Origin of the sequence: Pseudomonas helmanticensis (genome assembly GCF_900182985.1) — a bacterium.
Lineage (GTDB): Bacteria > Pseudomonadota > Gammaproteobacteria > Pseudomonadales > Pseudomonadaceae > Aquipseudomonas > Aquipseudomonas helmanticensis.
Genome location: NZ_FXUY01000001.1, coordinates 606,997 through 622,852, shown reverse-complemented (window position 1 = coordinate 622,852; position 15,856 = coordinate 606,997). Strand labels below are relative to the sequence as shown.

At 59.7% G+C, this 15,856-nt stretch carries 13 protein-coding genes; 6 read left to right on the top strand and 7 right to left on the bottom strand.

Features of this window, described 5'->3' with window-relative positions:
- The first annotated feature begins 105 nt into the window (after positions 1–105).
- The gene (gene acnB, locus QOL84_RS03075; protein WP_129396147.1) at positions 106–2,715 is read left to right on the top strand and encodes a bifunctional aconitate hydratase 2/2-methylisocitrate dehydratase; all 2,610 of its coding nucleotides are present in this window, start codon (positions 106–108) and stop codon (positions 2,713–2,715) included.
- Positions 2,716–2,820: 105 nt separating this feature from the next.
- Here acnB and QOL84_RS03070 read toward each other — a convergent pair whose 3' ends face one another.
- From QOL84_RS03070 to QOL84_RS03055, 4 genes are all read right to left on the bottom strand, one after another.
- On the bottom strand, positions 2,821–4,473 hold the full coding sequence (locus QOL84_RS03070; RefSeq protein ID WP_283436118.1) for a SulP family inorganic anion transporter: 1,653 nt from the start codon (positions 4,471–4,473) through the stop codon (positions 2,821–2,823).
- A 125-nt stretch (positions 4,474–4,598) separates the two neighbouring features.
- On the bottom strand, positions 4,599–5,879 hold the full coding sequence (locus QOL84_RS03065; protein WP_283436117.1) for a serine/threonine transporter: 1,281 nt from the start codon (positions 5,877–5,879) through the stop codon (positions 4,599–4,601).
- 254 nt (positions 5,880–6,133) lie between these two features.
- On the bottom strand, positions 6,134–6,304 hold the full coding sequence (locus QOL84_RS03060) for a hypothetical protein (protein ID WP_164979437.1): 171 nt from the start codon (positions 6,302–6,304) through the stop codon (positions 6,134–6,136).
- Positions 6,291–6,545, bottom strand: coding sequence for a hypothetical protein (locus tag QOL84_RS03055; protein ID WP_129394368.1), 255 nt, complete (start codon positions 6,543–6,545; stop codon positions 6,291–6,293). Before QOL84_RS03055 ends, QOL84_RS03060 begins: the two co-directional genes overlap by 14 nt.
- 117 nt (positions 6,546–6,662) lie before the next feature.
- On the opposite strand from QOL84_RS03055, the gene QOL84_RS03050 reads away from it, so the two are divergent.
- The 5 genes from QOL84_RS03050 (at position 6,663) to QOL84_RS03030 (ending at position 10,186) form a co-directional block, all read left to right on the top strand.
- On the top strand, positions 6,663–7,046 hold the full coding sequence (locus tag QOL84_RS03050; RefSeq protein ID WP_129394369.1) for a tautomerase family protein: 384 nt from the start codon (positions 6,663–6,665) through the stop codon (positions 7,044–7,046).
- A gap of 206 nt (positions 7,047–7,252) precedes the next feature.
- Complete coding sequence (locus tag QOL84_RS03045) at positions 7,253–7,777, top strand: cysteine hydrolase family protein (RefSeq protein ID WP_283436116.1); 525 nt, start codon at positions 7,253–7,255, stop codon at positions 7,775–7,777.
- A gap of 344 nt (positions 7,778–8,121) precedes the next feature.
- Positions 8,122–8,604, top strand: a complete 483-nt coding sequence (locus QOL84_RS03040) for a DUF4822 domain-containing protein (RefSeq protein WP_283436115.1) — start codon at positions 8,122–8,124, stop codon at positions 8,602–8,604.
- A 13-nt stretch (positions 8,605–8,617) separates the two neighbouring features.
- Complete coding sequence (locus QOL84_RS03035; RefSeq protein ID WP_283436114.1) at positions 8,618–9,046, top strand: hypothetical protein; 429 nt, start codon at positions 8,618–8,620, stop codon at positions 9,044–9,046.
- A 171-nt stretch (positions 9,047–9,217) separates the two neighbouring features.
- The gene (locus QOL84_RS03030; protein WP_129394373.1) at positions 9,218–10,186 is read left to right on the top strand and encodes a 2-hydroxyacid dehydrogenase; all 969 of its coding nucleotides are present in this window, start codon (positions 9,218–9,220) and stop codon (positions 10,184–10,186) included.
- On the opposite strand, the gene tssA is transcribed toward QOL84_RS03030, so the two are convergent.
- From tssA to QOL84_RS03015, 3 genes are read right to left on the bottom strand one after another with little or no spacing between them, the layout of a single operon-like run.
- A complete protein-coding gene (tssA, locus tag QOL84_RS03025; protein ID WP_283436113.1) occupies positions 10,183–11,265 on the bottom strand; it encodes a type VI secretion system protein TssA in 1,083 nt (360 codons plus the stop codon). The two genes, QOL84_RS03030 and tssA, sit on opposite strands and share 4 nt — an antisense overlap.
- Positions 11,262–15,092 (bottom strand): type VI secretion system protein, encoded by a 3,831-nt coding sequence (locus QOL84_RS03020; RefSeq protein WP_283436112.1) that lies wholly within the window; start codon positions 15,090–15,092, stop codon positions 11,262–11,264. Before QOL84_RS03020 ends, tssA begins: the two co-directional genes overlap by 4 nt.
- Complete coding sequence (locus tag QOL84_RS03015; RefSeq protein WP_283436111.1) at positions 15,089–15,853, bottom strand: DotU/TssL family secretion system protein; 765 nt, start codon at positions 15,851–15,853, stop codon at positions 15,089–15,091. Before QOL84_RS03015 ends, QOL84_RS03020 begins: the two co-directional genes overlap by 4 nt.
- Positions 15,854–15,856: the final 3 nt, after the last annotated feature.

The following is a 15,856-nucleotide window of genomic DNA, read 5'->3' as shown; positions in this document are numbered from 1 at the left end:
TAATTCTGGCTAAGTGGCCCACAACGCCACGCAGCGCATGAGTACGACCATTTCGGGATGAGCGTCCCGGACACCCATTTGGGACCACTGATGAGGGTAATAACTGTGCTTGAAGCCTACCGCAAACATATCGAAGAGCGTGCAGCCCTGGGTATCGTTCCCCAGCCGCTTAACGCCGAACAAACAGCAGGCCTGGTCGAGCTGCTGAAAAACCCTCCGGCTGGCGAAGAAGAATTTCTCGTTGACCTGATCACCAATCGCATTCCACCAGGCGTGGACGAAGCGGCCTATGTAAAAGCCGGTTTCCTGTCTGCTCTGGCCAAGGGCGAAGTTTCCTCCCCGCTGCTGGACAAAAAGCGCGCTGTAGAACTGCTCGGCACCATGCAGGGCGGCTACAACATCGTCACTCTGGTTGACCTGCTGGACGACGCCGAGCTGGCGCCAGTCGCTGCCGCGCAACTCAAGCACACCCTGCTGATGTTCGATGCGTTCCACGACGTCGCGGAAAAAGCCAAGAACGGCAACGCTCACGCTCAAGCCGTGCTGCAATCCTGGGCTGACGGCGAGTGGTTCAAGAACCGTCCGACCCTGGCCGACAAGATCAGCCTGCGTGTATTCAAGGTTACCGGCGAAACCAACACCGACGACCTCTCCCCTGCTCCTGATGCCTGGTCGCGTCCAGACATCCCGCTGCACGCCCTGGCCATGCTGAAAATGGCCCGCGACGGCATCGTTCCTGATCAGCAGGGCGCCATCGGCCCGATGAAGCAGATCGAACAAATGCGCGGTGAAGGCTTCCCGATCGCCTACGTCGGTGATGTGGTCGGTACCGGTTCTTCGCGTAAATCCGCTACCAACTCGGTACTGTGGTTCTTCGGCGATGACGTTCCTTACGTGCCGAACAAGCGCGCTGGCGGTTTCTGCTTCGGCAGCAAAATCGCTCCAATCTTCTACAACACCATGGAAGATGCCGGCGCACTGCCAATCGAGTTCGACGTTTCCAACATGAACATGGGCGACGTGATCGACCTGTACCCGCATGCTGGCAAAGTCTGCAAACACGGCACCGACGAAGTCCTGACCACCTTCGAAATGAAGACCCCGGTTCTGTTGGACGAAGTCCGTGCTGGCGGCCGTATCCCGCTGATCATTGGCCGCGGCCTGACCGAGAAGGCTCGCGCCGAACTGGGTCTGCCGGCGTTCGACCTGTTCAAGAAGCCTGATGCACCGATCGAAAGCACCAAGGGTTACACCCTGGCGCAGAAAATGGTCGGCAAGGCTTGCGGTCTGGCAGAAGGCAAAGGCATCCGTCCTGGCACCTACTGCGAACCGAAAATGACCACCGTGGGTTCTCAGGACACCACCGGTCCAATGACCCGTGACGAACTGAAAGACCTGGCGTGCCTGGGCTTCTCCGCTGATCTGGTAATGCAGTCGTTCTGCCACACCGCAGCCTATCCAAAGCCGATCGACGTGACCACCCACCACACCCTGCCTGACTTCATCATGACCCGCGGCGGCGTTTCCCTGCGTCCGGGCGACGGCATCATCCACTCGTGGCTGAACCGCATGCTGCTGCCAGACACCGTCGGCACCGGTGGTGACTCGCACACCCGTTTCCCGATGGGCATTTCGTTCCCGGCCGGTTCCGGTCTGGTTGCGTTTGCTGCGGCCACCGGCGTCATGCCGCTGGACATGCCGGAATCGATTCTGGTGCGCTTCAAAGGCAAAATGAAACCTGGCATCACCCTGCGTGACCTGGTTCATGCGATTCCTTACTTCGCTATCCAGAACGGTCTGCTGACCGTCGAGAAGAAAGGCAAGAAAAACGCCTTCTCCGGCCGCATCCTGGAAATCGAAGGTCTGGAAGGTCTGACCCTGGAGCAGGCGTTCGAACTGTCCGACGCCTCGGCCGAACGTTCGGCTGCCGGTTGCACCATCAAGCTGTCGAAAGAGTCGATCACCGAGTACCTGAACTCCAACATCACCCTGCTGCGCTGGATGATCGGCGAAGGCTACGGCGATGCGCGTACTCTGGAACGCCGTGCTCAAGCGATGGAAGCCTGGGTTGCCAACCCGGAACTGATGGAAGCCGATGCCGACGCCGAATACGCCGAAATCATCGAAATCGATCTGGCCGACATCAGCGAGCCTGTACTGTGCGCGCCGAACGATCCGGACGACGCCCGTCTGCTGTCCAGCGTTGCTGGCGAGAAGATCGACGAAGTGTTCATCGGTTCGTGCATGACCAACATCGGTCACTTCCGCGCTGCCGGTAAATTGCTGGATCAGGTCAAGGGTCAGCTGCCAACCCGTCTGTGGCTGTCGCCGCCGACCAAGATGGACGCTCACCAGCTGACCGAAGAAGGCTACTACGGCATCTACGGCAAGGCTGGCGCGCGCATGGAAATGCCGGGCTGCTCGCTGTGCATGGGTAACCAGGCACGTGTAGAGCCGAACGCGACCGTGGTGTCGACGTCGACCCGTAACTTCCCGAACCGTCTGGGCGACGGCGCGAACGTCTACCTGGCTTCGGCCGAGTTGGCGTCCGTCGCTTCGATCCTGGGTCGCCTGCCGACCGTCGAGGAGTACATGGAATACGCTGGCAAGATCGACAGCATGGCGGCCGATATCTACCGCTACCTGTCCTTCGACCAGATCGCCGAGTTCCGTGAAGCTGCTGCGAACGCCAACATTCCGGTCGTTCAAGCCTAACGCTGCAACGCAATGAAAAACGCCGCCCATCGAGAGATGTGCGGCGTTTTTTTATCCCTGAAAAACACGGGGACCTGTGTTCACATACCTTCGGCCCGGCAGCTCCTACAGTATCGGGTTGAGGTTGAGGGCTTGCTGGACAGCACCGTCGACGCTCAGGCCACTGAGGATCACATCATTGGCCGGCACCTCTGGCAGTTCCGCCAACGCGCTCAGCGCCTCGTGCTTGAGCCGCGCCAGAATCAATCGTTTGCCGTCCAGATGCACCCGCAGGAAAAACTCCTGCAACGCCTCAATGCTGGTGCCATCCAGATCCGGCGTTTCTTCCAGACTGAGAATCACCGTGTGCACCGGTACCTGCGAATGCCGCACCAAGCGCAACGCCGCCCCCAGAATCCGTTCGACGTTGGCAAAGAACAACGCCTCGCCCGGCCGAATGATCAAAATGCCGGGTTCCGTCTGCGCAATGGGATGGCGCTGCATATCGACAAAATCGTGCCCGCCGTCGATCCGCCCCAACACCTGGATGTCCGCCGCCGACATCTGTTTGAGCATCAACAAGACACTGATCGCCACCGCTACCAGCAAGCCGTCCAGCACGCCAAGCACCAACACCGCCGCCACCGCACAAATCACCAGCACCCGATCCCGGCGCCAGACGAAATAACGCCACAGCGGCTGCAAACTCAAACCCCGCCCCAACGCATGCATGACAATAGCGGCGAGGATTGGCTCCGGCGTCAGCGCGATCCATGGCAAAACGGTCAGCACGATGGCCAGCACCACCAGCGCCGCCACCGCGCCAGCCATCCGTGAAGTAGCCCCCGCGGCCTCATTCGCCGAGGTTGCCGAATACCCCGCTCCCGCCGGCATGCCATGGAACAACCCGGACAGCAGATTCGCCGCACCGAGTGCCAGCAAGTCGCGGTTCGAGGTCACACGGTCGCCATGCTTGAGTGCATACGAACTGATCGAGCCGTAGGACTCCGCGTACAGAATCATCACCAGCGCAAACCCCACCTCCCCTAACCGCAGCCAGTCGGCGAACGGCAAGGCCGGTAAATTCGGCACCTCCAGGCTCAGATCGATCACCCCGATCAACTTCACGCCATACGCCGGCAAGTGAAGCCATTGCCCGGCGAGGATGCCGATCACCACCACCAGCAATCCGCCGGGCACTCGCGGGAATCGCGCAAACACGCCGAGCAACACCAGCGCCACGGCAGCGACAGCCGCTGCCGGCCAGTTCCACTGTGGCAATTGCTCCAGCAGTTGCGGAGCGAAGCGCACCAGATTGGCGTCGGTCAGATGCACCCCGACCACACTGGCAACTTGCTTGAGAATGATCGTCAGCGCCAGACCGAAGGCAAACCCGCGCAAGACCGGTTTGGCGATAAACGAGGTGACGCTGCCGAGGCGAAAGATCCCGGCCAGCAGAAACAACGCGCCGGTGACCAGCACCAGCCCGACCGCCAGCGTCGAGCGCAGTTGCGGATCACCATTGGCCAAGGTCGCCGTGGCTGCCGCGAGCACCGCCGCTGACGATGACGTCGCCGACACAATGGCGAAGCGACTGGTGCCGAACAGCCCGTAACACAGCAACCCGGCAAACAAGGCGATGACCCCGGCCTGAGGCGCCAGTGCGGCGATGGTCGAGTACGCCACGGCTTCAGGCAGCAACAGGCCGGCGATCGACAGGCCCGCGAGGACGTCCTGCCAGCGATTGGGTTGTTCCACAGTTGGCGGGGCGCTCGACAATCCACTGTCTCCAGACGAAAAAAAGCCGCTACGCATCAGGGATGCGTAGCGGCGTACTGTAGCTTAAAAGCCAAAGATCGCAGCCTGCGGCGGCTCCCGCACGGAGCTATGCGATCTATTGGTCTTTAAACGGCCAGCTTGTAAACCAGCGCCGAAATCGCCACCAGGCCAACCGCCGCGACGAAAACGTTCGACGCCTGGCCACGATAACGCGCCATCGCCGGAATCTTGCGAATCGCGTACATCGGCATCAGGAACAGGATCGCTGCGATGACCGGGCCACCGACGGTTTCGATCATGCCGAGAATGCTTGGGTTCAGGGTCGCGATAATCCAGCAGACCACCAGCATCAACGCTGCAACGATGCGATCCAGTGCCTTGGCGCTCGGACGCTTGCCGCTCTTGATGATCAGGCCTTTGAGGCCTTCGCTGGCACCGATGTAGTGACCGAGGAACGACTTGGAAATCGCCACGAACGCAATCAGCGGAGCGGCAAATTCGATGGTCGGATTGTTGAAGTGGTTGGCCAGGTAAGACAGGATCGACAGATTCTGATCTTTCGCTTCAGCCAATTGCGCGGGTGACAGGGTCAGTACGCAACTGAACACGAAGAACATCACCATCAGCACCATCAGTGCATGGGCGCGCAACAGGATCTGCGAGCTGCGCTCATCGGCATTCACGCCATAACGACGCTTCTGATCCACTGCAAACGCCGAGATGATCGGCGAGTGGTTGAACGAGAACACCATCACCGGAATCGCCAGCCACAGCGTGTGCAGCAGCGCGGACGGCGCGGGCACCTGCGAAACGGTGGTGAGAATGCCGCCGTTCCAGTGCGGAATCAGGTACACCGCGAGGAACAGCAGCGCGACGATGAATGGATAGACCATCAGGCTCATCGCCTTGACGATTGCCTGCTCGCCGCAACGCACCACCGCCAGCAAACCGAGGATCAGCACGAACGACAGCAGCGCGCGCGGTGGCGGCGTGATGTGCAGTTGATGTTCGAGGAAACTGGCGACCGTGTTAGTCAGGCCGACGCTGTAGATCAGCAGGATCGGGAAGATCGCGAAGAAGTACAGCAAGGTGATCAACGCACCGGCCTTGATGCCGAAATGCTGCTCGACCACTTCAGTGATGTCGGCGCCTTCGCGACCGGACAGCACAAAGCGGGTCAGGCCACGGTGCGCGTAGAACGTCATCGGGAACGCCAGCAGCGTCAGGATCACCAGCGGCCAGAAGCCACCGAGCCCGGCATTGATTGGCAGAAACAGGGTGCCGGCGCCGATGGCCGTCCCAAACAGTCCCAACATCCAGGTGGTGTCCTGGCGATTCCAGCTCGAAAGTTCAGCGGGTGCTGCTGCATCAAAGCGCTCTTCGACGCTATTGGCCTGATCATTCATCCGGTCGGATCTCCGCATTCCGGTCACTTGCCACTCGGTCAGGACGCGTCGGAAAAAACCGACAGACATGCTCCGGCCGAAACAGGGGCGCGATTCTCCGTGATAAATGTTCAGAAGCAAAGACTTAGCTGAGGAATGGTTATGCGGTGCAGATCAACGGGGTGTCGTTTTCGGGAAAATGGCTGTCGGCTACGGATACGTACAATGTCGTTTTCCGACAGCCTCCAGCGTCGAACCTGAGCGGAATAACCGGATCAGATCGATCGAGCCAATATGAATCCCAATGACATGCAAAAGATGCCGAAAGCCAGCATCCCCCAGATGGGGTACATATCGCCTTTGCCCTGGATACGCATTTTTTCGACCCATTCATCGTGCTCGCGATCTGATTGTTCCATCATGGCCTTGCGGTCAAATGTGTTCATGCTGATTCCTCTCTGGGTCATCGATTTGATGGTTGTCGAACACCTGTTCAGAACTTGAAAAAAACACCCGCGACTCGCCCAAGCTGCCTTGTGCCCTGATGATTTCGCATTCATCGCCTGCCGGATAGCAGATGGATCTTTCAAGTTCGTAGGCAAAATCCGGCATCCCTGTAGGAGCTGCGGCACGCTGCGATCTTTTGATCTTCAGGGTCAGGATCAAAAGATCGCAGCCTCGTTGCACTCGACAGCTCCTACAGGGGTTCAGGATTCAGGGTTGGGTAACGAGGGGCATAAGCTTTCAATTTCGCGCACATGATCTAGCGTGATACCAGTCCCCTGCCCCATGGAGTCATTACTCATGCCGCTCGTCCGCGTCGAAATCAAAAAACACCCCGACCCCACCTTCGCCAAACGCATCGGCGAGCAGATCTACGCCGCCATGCGCAGCGCCATCAATGTGCCGGAGCACGACAATTTCCAGATTCTCAATGAGCACGATGCCGAGCACTTCATCTTCGACCCGCAATATCTGGGCATCCAGCGCAGCGACCAACTGGTGATCATCCAGATCACCCTCAACGAAGGCCGCACCCTGGAGCAGAAAAAAGCCCTGTACCAGACCATCGCGCAAAATCTCAACACGCACCTGTCCGTGCGCCTGGAAGACGTGTTCATCAATCTGGTCGAAGTGAAAAAAGAGAACTGGTCGTTCGGCAACGGCATCGCCCAATACGCCGGTTGACAGCCCGTCGATGCCACCCGCATGATCGGCCGATGAACCTTCGCGCGCTGCACCTCACCCGTACCACCACGACCGCCAATGGCGGGTCGTGGTGTTTCTGTGTGAGTTAACTCCAGCGCAGCAACCCCAAGGCCCCGCCAGCAATGGACGGGGCCTTGTTGTTTCTCCCGTCCGTGCGGCATCCGCAGCACTCAAGGAGAACCACCATGCCCGCAGCACTGTTGATCATCGATATGCAGGTCGGCCTGTTCCATGGCCAGGAAAAGCCCTACCGAGGCGAACAGGTTCTGGCCAACATCCAGCGTCTGGTCGCTCAGGCCCGCGTGAATCAAGTGCCAATCTTCGCCGTGCGCCACACCGGCCCGGACGGCTCACCGATTGCCGCTGGCAGTCCATTCTGGCAATTGTTGCCCGCGCTTGAACTGGACGCTGAAATCGACACCCTCTTCGACAAATCCCGCCCCAATGCTTTCCATGGCACTGACCTAGCGCAGCAACTCAAAGCCGCACAGATCGAAGACCTCTATGTGGTCGGCATGAAAAGCCAGTTCTGCATCGACAGCACCTGTCGCAGCGCTGCCGATCTGGGCTTCAGACCACTGCTGCTCAGCGACGCCCACACTTGCATGGACACCGCTACGCTATCGGCCGAAGTGATCATCAACCATCACAACGCGACCCTCGGTGCCGCTTTCGCACGGTTAATCGACAGCGCTGCAGTGAGGTTCTAAGCAAGCGTCCCGAAATAGACGCAACTTCACTTGCTGCGGTTGCGTCAACCAGAGATTTGTTACGGCATCTCTTGTCCTACAGCATCGTGTAATTAGTTAATGGCGCCAGCAACGTTAACCACAGAAAACGCCAACAAATAAATGAATCAACCAACAACCCTGCAGAACAACCCTACAAGTTACACAGCCAAAAACACTTACAACAAAACATTACTTAAAATCGAATACCAGCCATTTGTTACAAGCGACTACCCAGCCATTGAACATTATTCCATGGCAGGTCAATATTTTTATCGCCCCGAATTCGAAAACTGATAATTAAAGTGTGATCAAGAGGACACAACATGCAAAAGAACATGATGACCGGACTGTTGTTGGCCGCACTGCTTGCGCCGGTCGCCAACGCCCACGCCGATGTCCGCGAGCTGGCTTCTTCGCCGCGATGGCTGACCACCAAGGTCTATATCGACGGCGCCCCTGAAACCGACGTCAAAGCCAGGTACCCCGGCGTAGTTGGCATATCGACGTGGGATCCCGAGCGTAATCGATACGAGTTCTTTTACACCGATACAGGCGAATCAAAGTACAACAACGGCGGTGGTGGTTACTTCTTTGTCACCGGCGATCAGCAGCAGCACATTCTTGTACCGGATATCGGCCCGACCAAAACATGGGTCAGGCGCTTGGAAACATTGAACAACCGTGAATTCACTTATTCTCGGGAAGTCCCCCGCGACATGGTCGACAACAATCCTCTCGTTCGCATTCATGTCGTTCACGCGCCCTATACCGGAACGATAGAAACCAAGTCCGCCATTAAGCAATAAACAGGAGTTCAATATGCAAAAGTCACTAAAAAACCTGCTGATGTCGACGTTACTGATGTCTTCCGTCTATTGCGCCGGGGTCAGCGCGCAAGCCGCTACCCAACCCGCAAACAATGTCGTCACCACTGCCGACAACGCAATGATGCTGACTGTGTTTCTGAAACATGATCAAACCCGACCGTTAAGTGAACTCAAGGCTCAGCTCGCGAAACAGGGTTTCCATAAAACGTTTCCCCCGGCCGGGGTCGAAGTGGTGAGCTGGAACATCATGATGGGTATAGGCCAAGTCGTTACCGTGCGCTTTCCTGTCACGCGTCTGGCGGAAGTGAACCTCGCCCTGGAAAACACCGCGTGGGGCAGTTATCGCACCGAGTTCTATCCGACCTACGATTTCAAGCCGATTGCCTTGGCTGAACAAGCCAAAGCCCAAGCGGCCCAATGATGTCGACAGCACACCGGATCACCGGTGTGCTGCCTACCCTTGCTTCTTGCCCGAAGCCGTCCAGAATCAAAGCACCACTGCGCGAATGACAACGATTGCCAAGTCGGCGCGGATTCAGCAATCTGAAACGACTTTCGCGACCAACTCGCCGACGATCACAGGAGCCGCGCAATGCCCGCAACCGTTCTGGTACTGGTTGAAACCATCAACGATTATTTGCCGATTCTCGAACATCAGGGCTTTCACCTGATCCTCGCGCCAACGCCGGCCGAACGTGCACAAGCCATCGCCAGCCACGGCAGTCGCATCGATGCGGTATTGACCCGTGGCCCGTTGGGCCTGACCGCTGACGAAATCGCTGCCCTGCCCGCGCTGAAAATCATCACCGTGATCGGTGCCGGCTACGAACACGTCGACCTGCAGGCGGCCAGTGATCGCGGGATTACCGTGACCAACGGCGCCGGGGTCAACGCTTCGTCGGTGGCCGACCATGCAATGGCCATGCTGCTGGCGTTGGTGCGTGATATTCCGCGTTGCGATGCTGCCGTGCGTCGGGGCGAATGGCCGAAAATCATGCGTCCGTCGCTGGCCGGAAAACGCTTGGGGATTCTTGGCTTGGGTGCGGTGGGCATGGCCATCGCCAAGCGGGCAGCCCTCGGTTTCGACATGCAGATCAGCTATCACAACCGTCAACTGCGCAACGATGTGCCCTACGCGTTCTGCTCGACGCCGACCGAGCTGGCCCGCGCTTCGGACTTTCTGATCGTCGCCACGCCCGGCGGGATCGGCACGCAGTCGCTGGTAACGCGTCCGGTGCTCGACGCGCTCGGCCCGAACGGGTTTATCGTCAACATTGCCCGCGCCAGTGTGATCGCCACGGCGGATCTGATCACCGCCCTTGAACAACGCCGCATTGCCGGCGCCGCACTCGATGTATTCGACCACGAACCGCAAGTGCCGGATGCCCTGAAAGCGCTCGGCAATGTGCTGCTCACCCCGCACGTCGCCGGCCTTTCACCGGAAGCCACGCAAGGTACGGTGGAGCTGGTCGGGAAAAACCTGACCGCGTTCTTCTCCGGGCAACCGGTACTGACGCCCATCGCCCTGCCGCCTAAAATCAGCAACCAGCGGGTGCACTAAAGCACCCCGAGCAGCGTCCACAAGCGGCGCGATTCAGCGTCGGCGGAGATCAACTCTCCGAGCAGTTCGCTCAGCGGTTTATTGCCCCATTCGACGCCGCGGCGGATCAGATACGGCACCGGGCTGTGGGGTTCGGTGCGGGCCAGGTATTCGGCGATCGACAACAATTGCCGATAAGCCTCTTCACGGTTGGCCGGCTCGCGAAACACCGCTGCGGCTGGTGCTTGTTGTTCAGGCTGCGTCACCAGCACAGGCGTTTCGATCACGGGCGGGGGCGGCGCCGGTTGTTGTGGGTGCATGGCGATAAACTCCTGAACCAGTGTCAGCAGCGCTTGAATGGTTTCCTGCAACGGACGCAATCCCGGTGCCTGATCGCCCAGGAAGGCATCGCTCCAGCGGTCCAGCCGTTGCAGGTGTTGCAGGCTCAACAACAGATTGCCCTGCGTGCGTAACCAGAATGCCAAGGGCGTCGCGCGAATCTGCTCGTTGATTTTCTTCTGTTCACTGCGCGCGGTTTCTGCCGAGGTCTTGGCATTTTTACTGTCGTTGGCCTGCACTTGCTGAATCTGCAAACGGCGCCAGACTTCCAGGGTGCAAGCCTCGAAATCGCTGTTGCGCGCACCGAACAGCGGCACTCGCGTGAGCAATATTTCACTGTAGCGACGCACCAGCCATTCCAGCGGAATCACCCGCCACGACTGATCGCCATCCTCGGCCTGCGGGTGCAAATGCTCGGGAAAGCGCTCGCACAATCCGGCGATCAGCGCCAGGCTGCCGGGCAGTCCGTCCAGCGCTTGCAGGTGCAGCCAGGCTTCGCCCAGCCAGGCGCTGAGCATCAGGTCCTTGCTGCGTTCGAGCAACAGCGTGGTGGTGAGTTTCTCGACTTCGGGCCAGCTCGCCCGTTTCAACGTCGACTGCCAGACCCCGGTCGGCAGACTGGCGTCGTCCTCGCGGCGCAGGTCGCGCAATTGGTCGAACTCGCGCTCGTAACGCAAATCGACGCCACAGGGCGCGTCCGCGCTGATTGGCGCGAGCAACTGCTCAATCAGGTCCGGCAGTGTGGTCGATGGCAGGCTCACAAGCCCTCCTTCTGCGATTCAATGGCGGCGGTGCTACTGCTCAACTGAAACGGCGAGCGCGGTGCGCGGGTCGGCAACGGCGCAATCGACAGCGGCAGTTTCGAGCCTTGGCTCATCAGCGATAGGCGCACAAACATCCGCGTGAACTCACTGGTAACGCTGTCGCTGGATGCGGTCACCGGCAGGCGCAAGGCCAGTGGAAACTCGGTGTAATCCATGCTCGGCTGACGCTGCACGGAAAAGTGCGCACGCATCATCCGCAGCAATGACCAAGGGCCGCCGTACTCCCAACCGGCCTCCAGATCACGTACGACCAGATTCGGTTGCAGCGGATCGTTGACCGGGCGCTCCTTGCCATTGCGCGCCCAACGCAGAGTCAGGCGAATCGGCTGACCAACCATCCAGCGCAGATTGGCCTGCTCGCCGGGCACCGGATAATTGATCTGCTGGTTACCGGCCAGCAGGCCCCCGGCGATCACTTGATCGGCGCCCTTCTCGTCATCGCGGTCAGTGCGCCAACGCACGTCGAGTTCGACGCCGAGAATGCCGCTCTTGTCGCGCACGAACAGCGGCGCCAGCCAGGTACTGGCCTGTTTCAGCCGATTGAGAAAGTCTGCTGCGGCGACACGCTCCGGGGTCTGATTGGTGGCCAGTCCCGCCTGCGCCACCGGCAAGCGTTTGTCGATCAGCTCCAGTAAATACTGGACCCGCGCCGGGTCGGCATCTTGCGCCTGCACACCGTTGGCAAAGGGAAACCGATCCGCGAGGTATTGATTGAAGTAGTTAGCCAGCTCATTCCACGCTGCCGCCGCTTGCTGCACCTGGAGCATCTGGCAGCGTTGCATGGCCGTCTGTTGCAGCTCCAGTGCGCGCATCGCCAGGGTTCCACGGCCGCCAGACAGATTGGCGGTCTGCAGCATCTGCAAGCAGGTATCGGTGTCCATCTCGACGAAATCGCGGCTGACCAGTTGCTCGATCTGCGCCGGTGAACTGGCCGGATTGGCCTCCTTGTACTTGAGCAATTCGTCGTTGAGCGCACTGAACTGCGTCACGCGTTCGTAATCGAGCGCGGACAGATTGGCCTGCTGCGTCATCAACCACTGCAACGATGTCGCCCGTCGCTCGGTGATGCCGAGCATGGTGTTGAACTGCTGCTTGAGGCTCAGTTTCAGGTCCTGCACATCGTTGGTGCCGAACAATTGCAAGCCGAGGTTTTTCGAGCCGTCCCACTGGCTGATTTCAGTACGCCCGCCGAACAACGGTTGCGCGGTAATTTCATCCAGGCCATTGATGATCTGCGCCATGGCACGGCGGTTGAGCGCGGTTTGCAGGCGCGTCGCCAGGTCCGTGCGATGAACTTCGACAAAAGCCTTTTGCAGGTCCATGGCTTGTTCGGCGCGGACATTGAACACGGCGTAAGGATGCGCTTGGTCGTTGAGATCCTTGAGGCTCAACCACATGGCCTGGGCGGCGGCGCTCTCGGCGGTTTTCATCAACGCACTGCGATAATCCGGCGGAATGCGCGGCAGCTCTTCGGCGACGTAACTGTTGTAATCGGCGAAGTATTTCAGCGACTCATTGAGGTCATCGCCGTCCACTGTCTGCCCTTGCATATTGACGTTGTCCTGGCTGGCCCGCAGGGCCACCGAGACAAAATCACGTTTGAACAACGCCTGAATCGCGTTGTGCAGCTTCACTACCTGCTCTTGCAACGCCAGTTGCCCGCTGGCCTGTTGCACCAGCAAATTGTCGCGCGAGCCGACCTGGGCGATCCATTGATCGCGAAAGCTCTGCTGCAACTGCGCCGCCTGGGTGTCGAGGTCTTGTCCGACCTGCTGCCCCAACAACGAGCTCTTGCGCACCTTGTCGATAAAGTCGCGATAGCCCGGCACCAGTTCCTGCCCCTTGCCGCGACTCCAGGTGGAATTGGTCAGGGCAATCGCCGCTTGCAGATCGTGGATCAGCGCGCTGAGGTCTTCCAGCTCGCGCAGGCTATTGCCGCTGCCGGCTTGCAGTTGATCCAGGTGCAGTTTCAGGTAACCGGCGCGACTGACAAAATTGTCGGCGAGAAAGTACTGATCGAGCCAGCGCTGCATCAGTCCGGAGAAATTGCTGACGATCTGCGGGCGGTCGACGCTCAGGTCGAGAGCCTGCAAATTGTCGCCGTCGCTGTTACCGGCTACCAGCAATCGGTTGTAGAACGGCGCGTAGGGCAAGATCGCGCTGTTGAGGTTCAGCGACAGCGCGCTGTTGCTCAACTGCACCAGATCATCCAGCGGCGCGCGCTGATCGGTTTGCACCTGATTGAACAATTGGTTCTGTTGTTCCAGCCGCAACGCGCGATCGACCAGATCGGTAGCTTTTTGATAATTCTGCCACTGCGCCGGGTCTTCGCTCTCGATGCTGCTGCGCCGGTCGGTGCTGCGGATCGCTTTGATTTTCGCCAGATCGGAGATCAGCAATTGATGCAGAGGCAAGAGAATATGCCGTTGCGTCGACTGAAAGACCTCTTGCTCAAGTTGCGTATCGAGCGAAGAAAACCATGAGGTCGGAAACGCCAGCGAGACATAGTTCCAGTGCGGAGCCTTTTCCAGCACCCGCCAAAAAGACTGGACGTTGCGCCGGGTCGGTTCGATGCGATGCGCGTCATCGGTGACCGCGACATAGCTTTTCTGCGCGTTTTGCATCAGCCGCGCCAGCTCGTGCGCGTCCCTGACCGAGACATGCCAGGCCCAGACCATCGCCACCGCCCAGACCACCCCGATCACCAAGGCCACGCCGGCAGTCAGCCGTTGCCAGCGCTGGCGCAGACGCAACAGGCGCGGCACGCTTTGCGCCAATCCGCGCTCACCGACCAGTCGCTGCCGCCACAACTGCCGCGCAAACGCACTGCGCTGCAGGCCGCTGTCGTCGGCGGAAAAACCGTCCTGCGCATCTTCGCCGGCAATGTTGGCAGTGAAATACACGCCGCGAAAACACGGCGCTTCGCCCTGTGCGTTACCCTGAAAAACCGGTTCGAGAACATTCTGCAAACCACGCCGCAATGTCTCCAGACGATCCGGCAAGGCGTATAGATCCGCACTCAATTGCCCGGACAACGTGCCGATCTCGATCACCGCTTCCGCCACCGCCCGATGCAGGCGATCCAGCGCCTGATCACTCCATTGCCCTTGCCAGACGGCGTCACGCGGGTACGGTGACGACCAGCCCAAAGTGCGTTCGCGCGCCTCTTCCGGCAGCGCGGCGATCAACTCCTGAAACCCCGGCAAATCTTCCAGGCCGGTGACAATCACATACACCGGCACACTCAGGCCGAAGCGTTGCAGCAGATCAATGAAGCGGCGGCGCGCGGCCAAACCAAGGCTGGTGGCCTGTTCGAGATTGCTCAGGCGACTGGCCGGCACCGTCCAGATCACTGCGTCCAGCGGCCGTTTGCTGCGCAGGCGCAGGATCAAGCCGAGCAGTCGCCACCAGCCGCCGCGTTGCAGATGCATGCCGTCATCCGGCAGGAACAGCGCTTGCGGCACCACCAGCACCGCGCCTTCGGGGTCCGACCACCAGCGGCCGAACCAGGCGGGTTTGTCGGTCGGCTGCAAGCGCCATTCGCTGACCAGTTGCGTGCCCTGGTTTTCATCGCCAAGCATCAGCAGCCACGGCATCTCATAACGATCCTGACTGCCCTGCTCCTGCTCCATTTGGCGCACCGACGCATAAAAACTGCGGATCGCCGCGCCGCTCTGGGTGCGCAACCACCACACCGCCACGGCGATGATCACCAGCAGCAGTAACAGCGCAACCACCCACGCGACAATCGCCAGCGGGCTCATGAGCCTTGCTCCGGTGCGGCGACCACATCGCTGGTTTGCAATACCGGTTGCAACTCCTGAGCGATATCGCGCCACAACCAATGACCGAGACCCGTCAGCAACAGCAGCATCGCCAGAATCCCCAAGGCCAGGCGAAAGCCGTCCGGCAGCGCCGTGCGCACCGGCAACTGCAATGGCGTCGCGAGCGAAGGCTGCATCAGCCGCCGGCTGACATCGTCATACGTGGCTTCGTCCTGCCAGGCAAAGTTGAACAGCGCCAGCCGCCACTTCGCCAATTGCGCGAGGCTGTGCTCACCGCGCAGGCGTCCATGGAAACCCAGAATCAAGCATTGCAAATAGACGTTGGCCAGGTCGCGTGTGAGCGGTTGCTGATCATCGAGCAGACTTTGAATTGCCGCCGGCACCTGCTCGCCGGCCTGACGACTGGCATAAAGCCGCGATTCCAGCGGTTTGTCCTGCCACGCCGCCTGCCCCGGCCAGGGTTCGAACAACAGGGTTTCATCAATCAAGGCGACGAAGGCGTAAACCAGCGCCTTGACCTGCTCGGTCGCCGAATCGCCAACCCGCGAATACGCCGTGCGCCACAACCGTTGCGAAGCCTGCGTCGACAACTCGACCACGGTCTCGACCAGCGCTGTTTCGTCCTCGCTGTCCTTGGGCAAATGCACCCAGTCGTGTTGCCATTGCTGCCATGCCTCGCGGAACGCGCTGCTCAACGGTGCGTCCTGCAACCCCAGGCTTGCGGCACTTCCTTGCGACATACG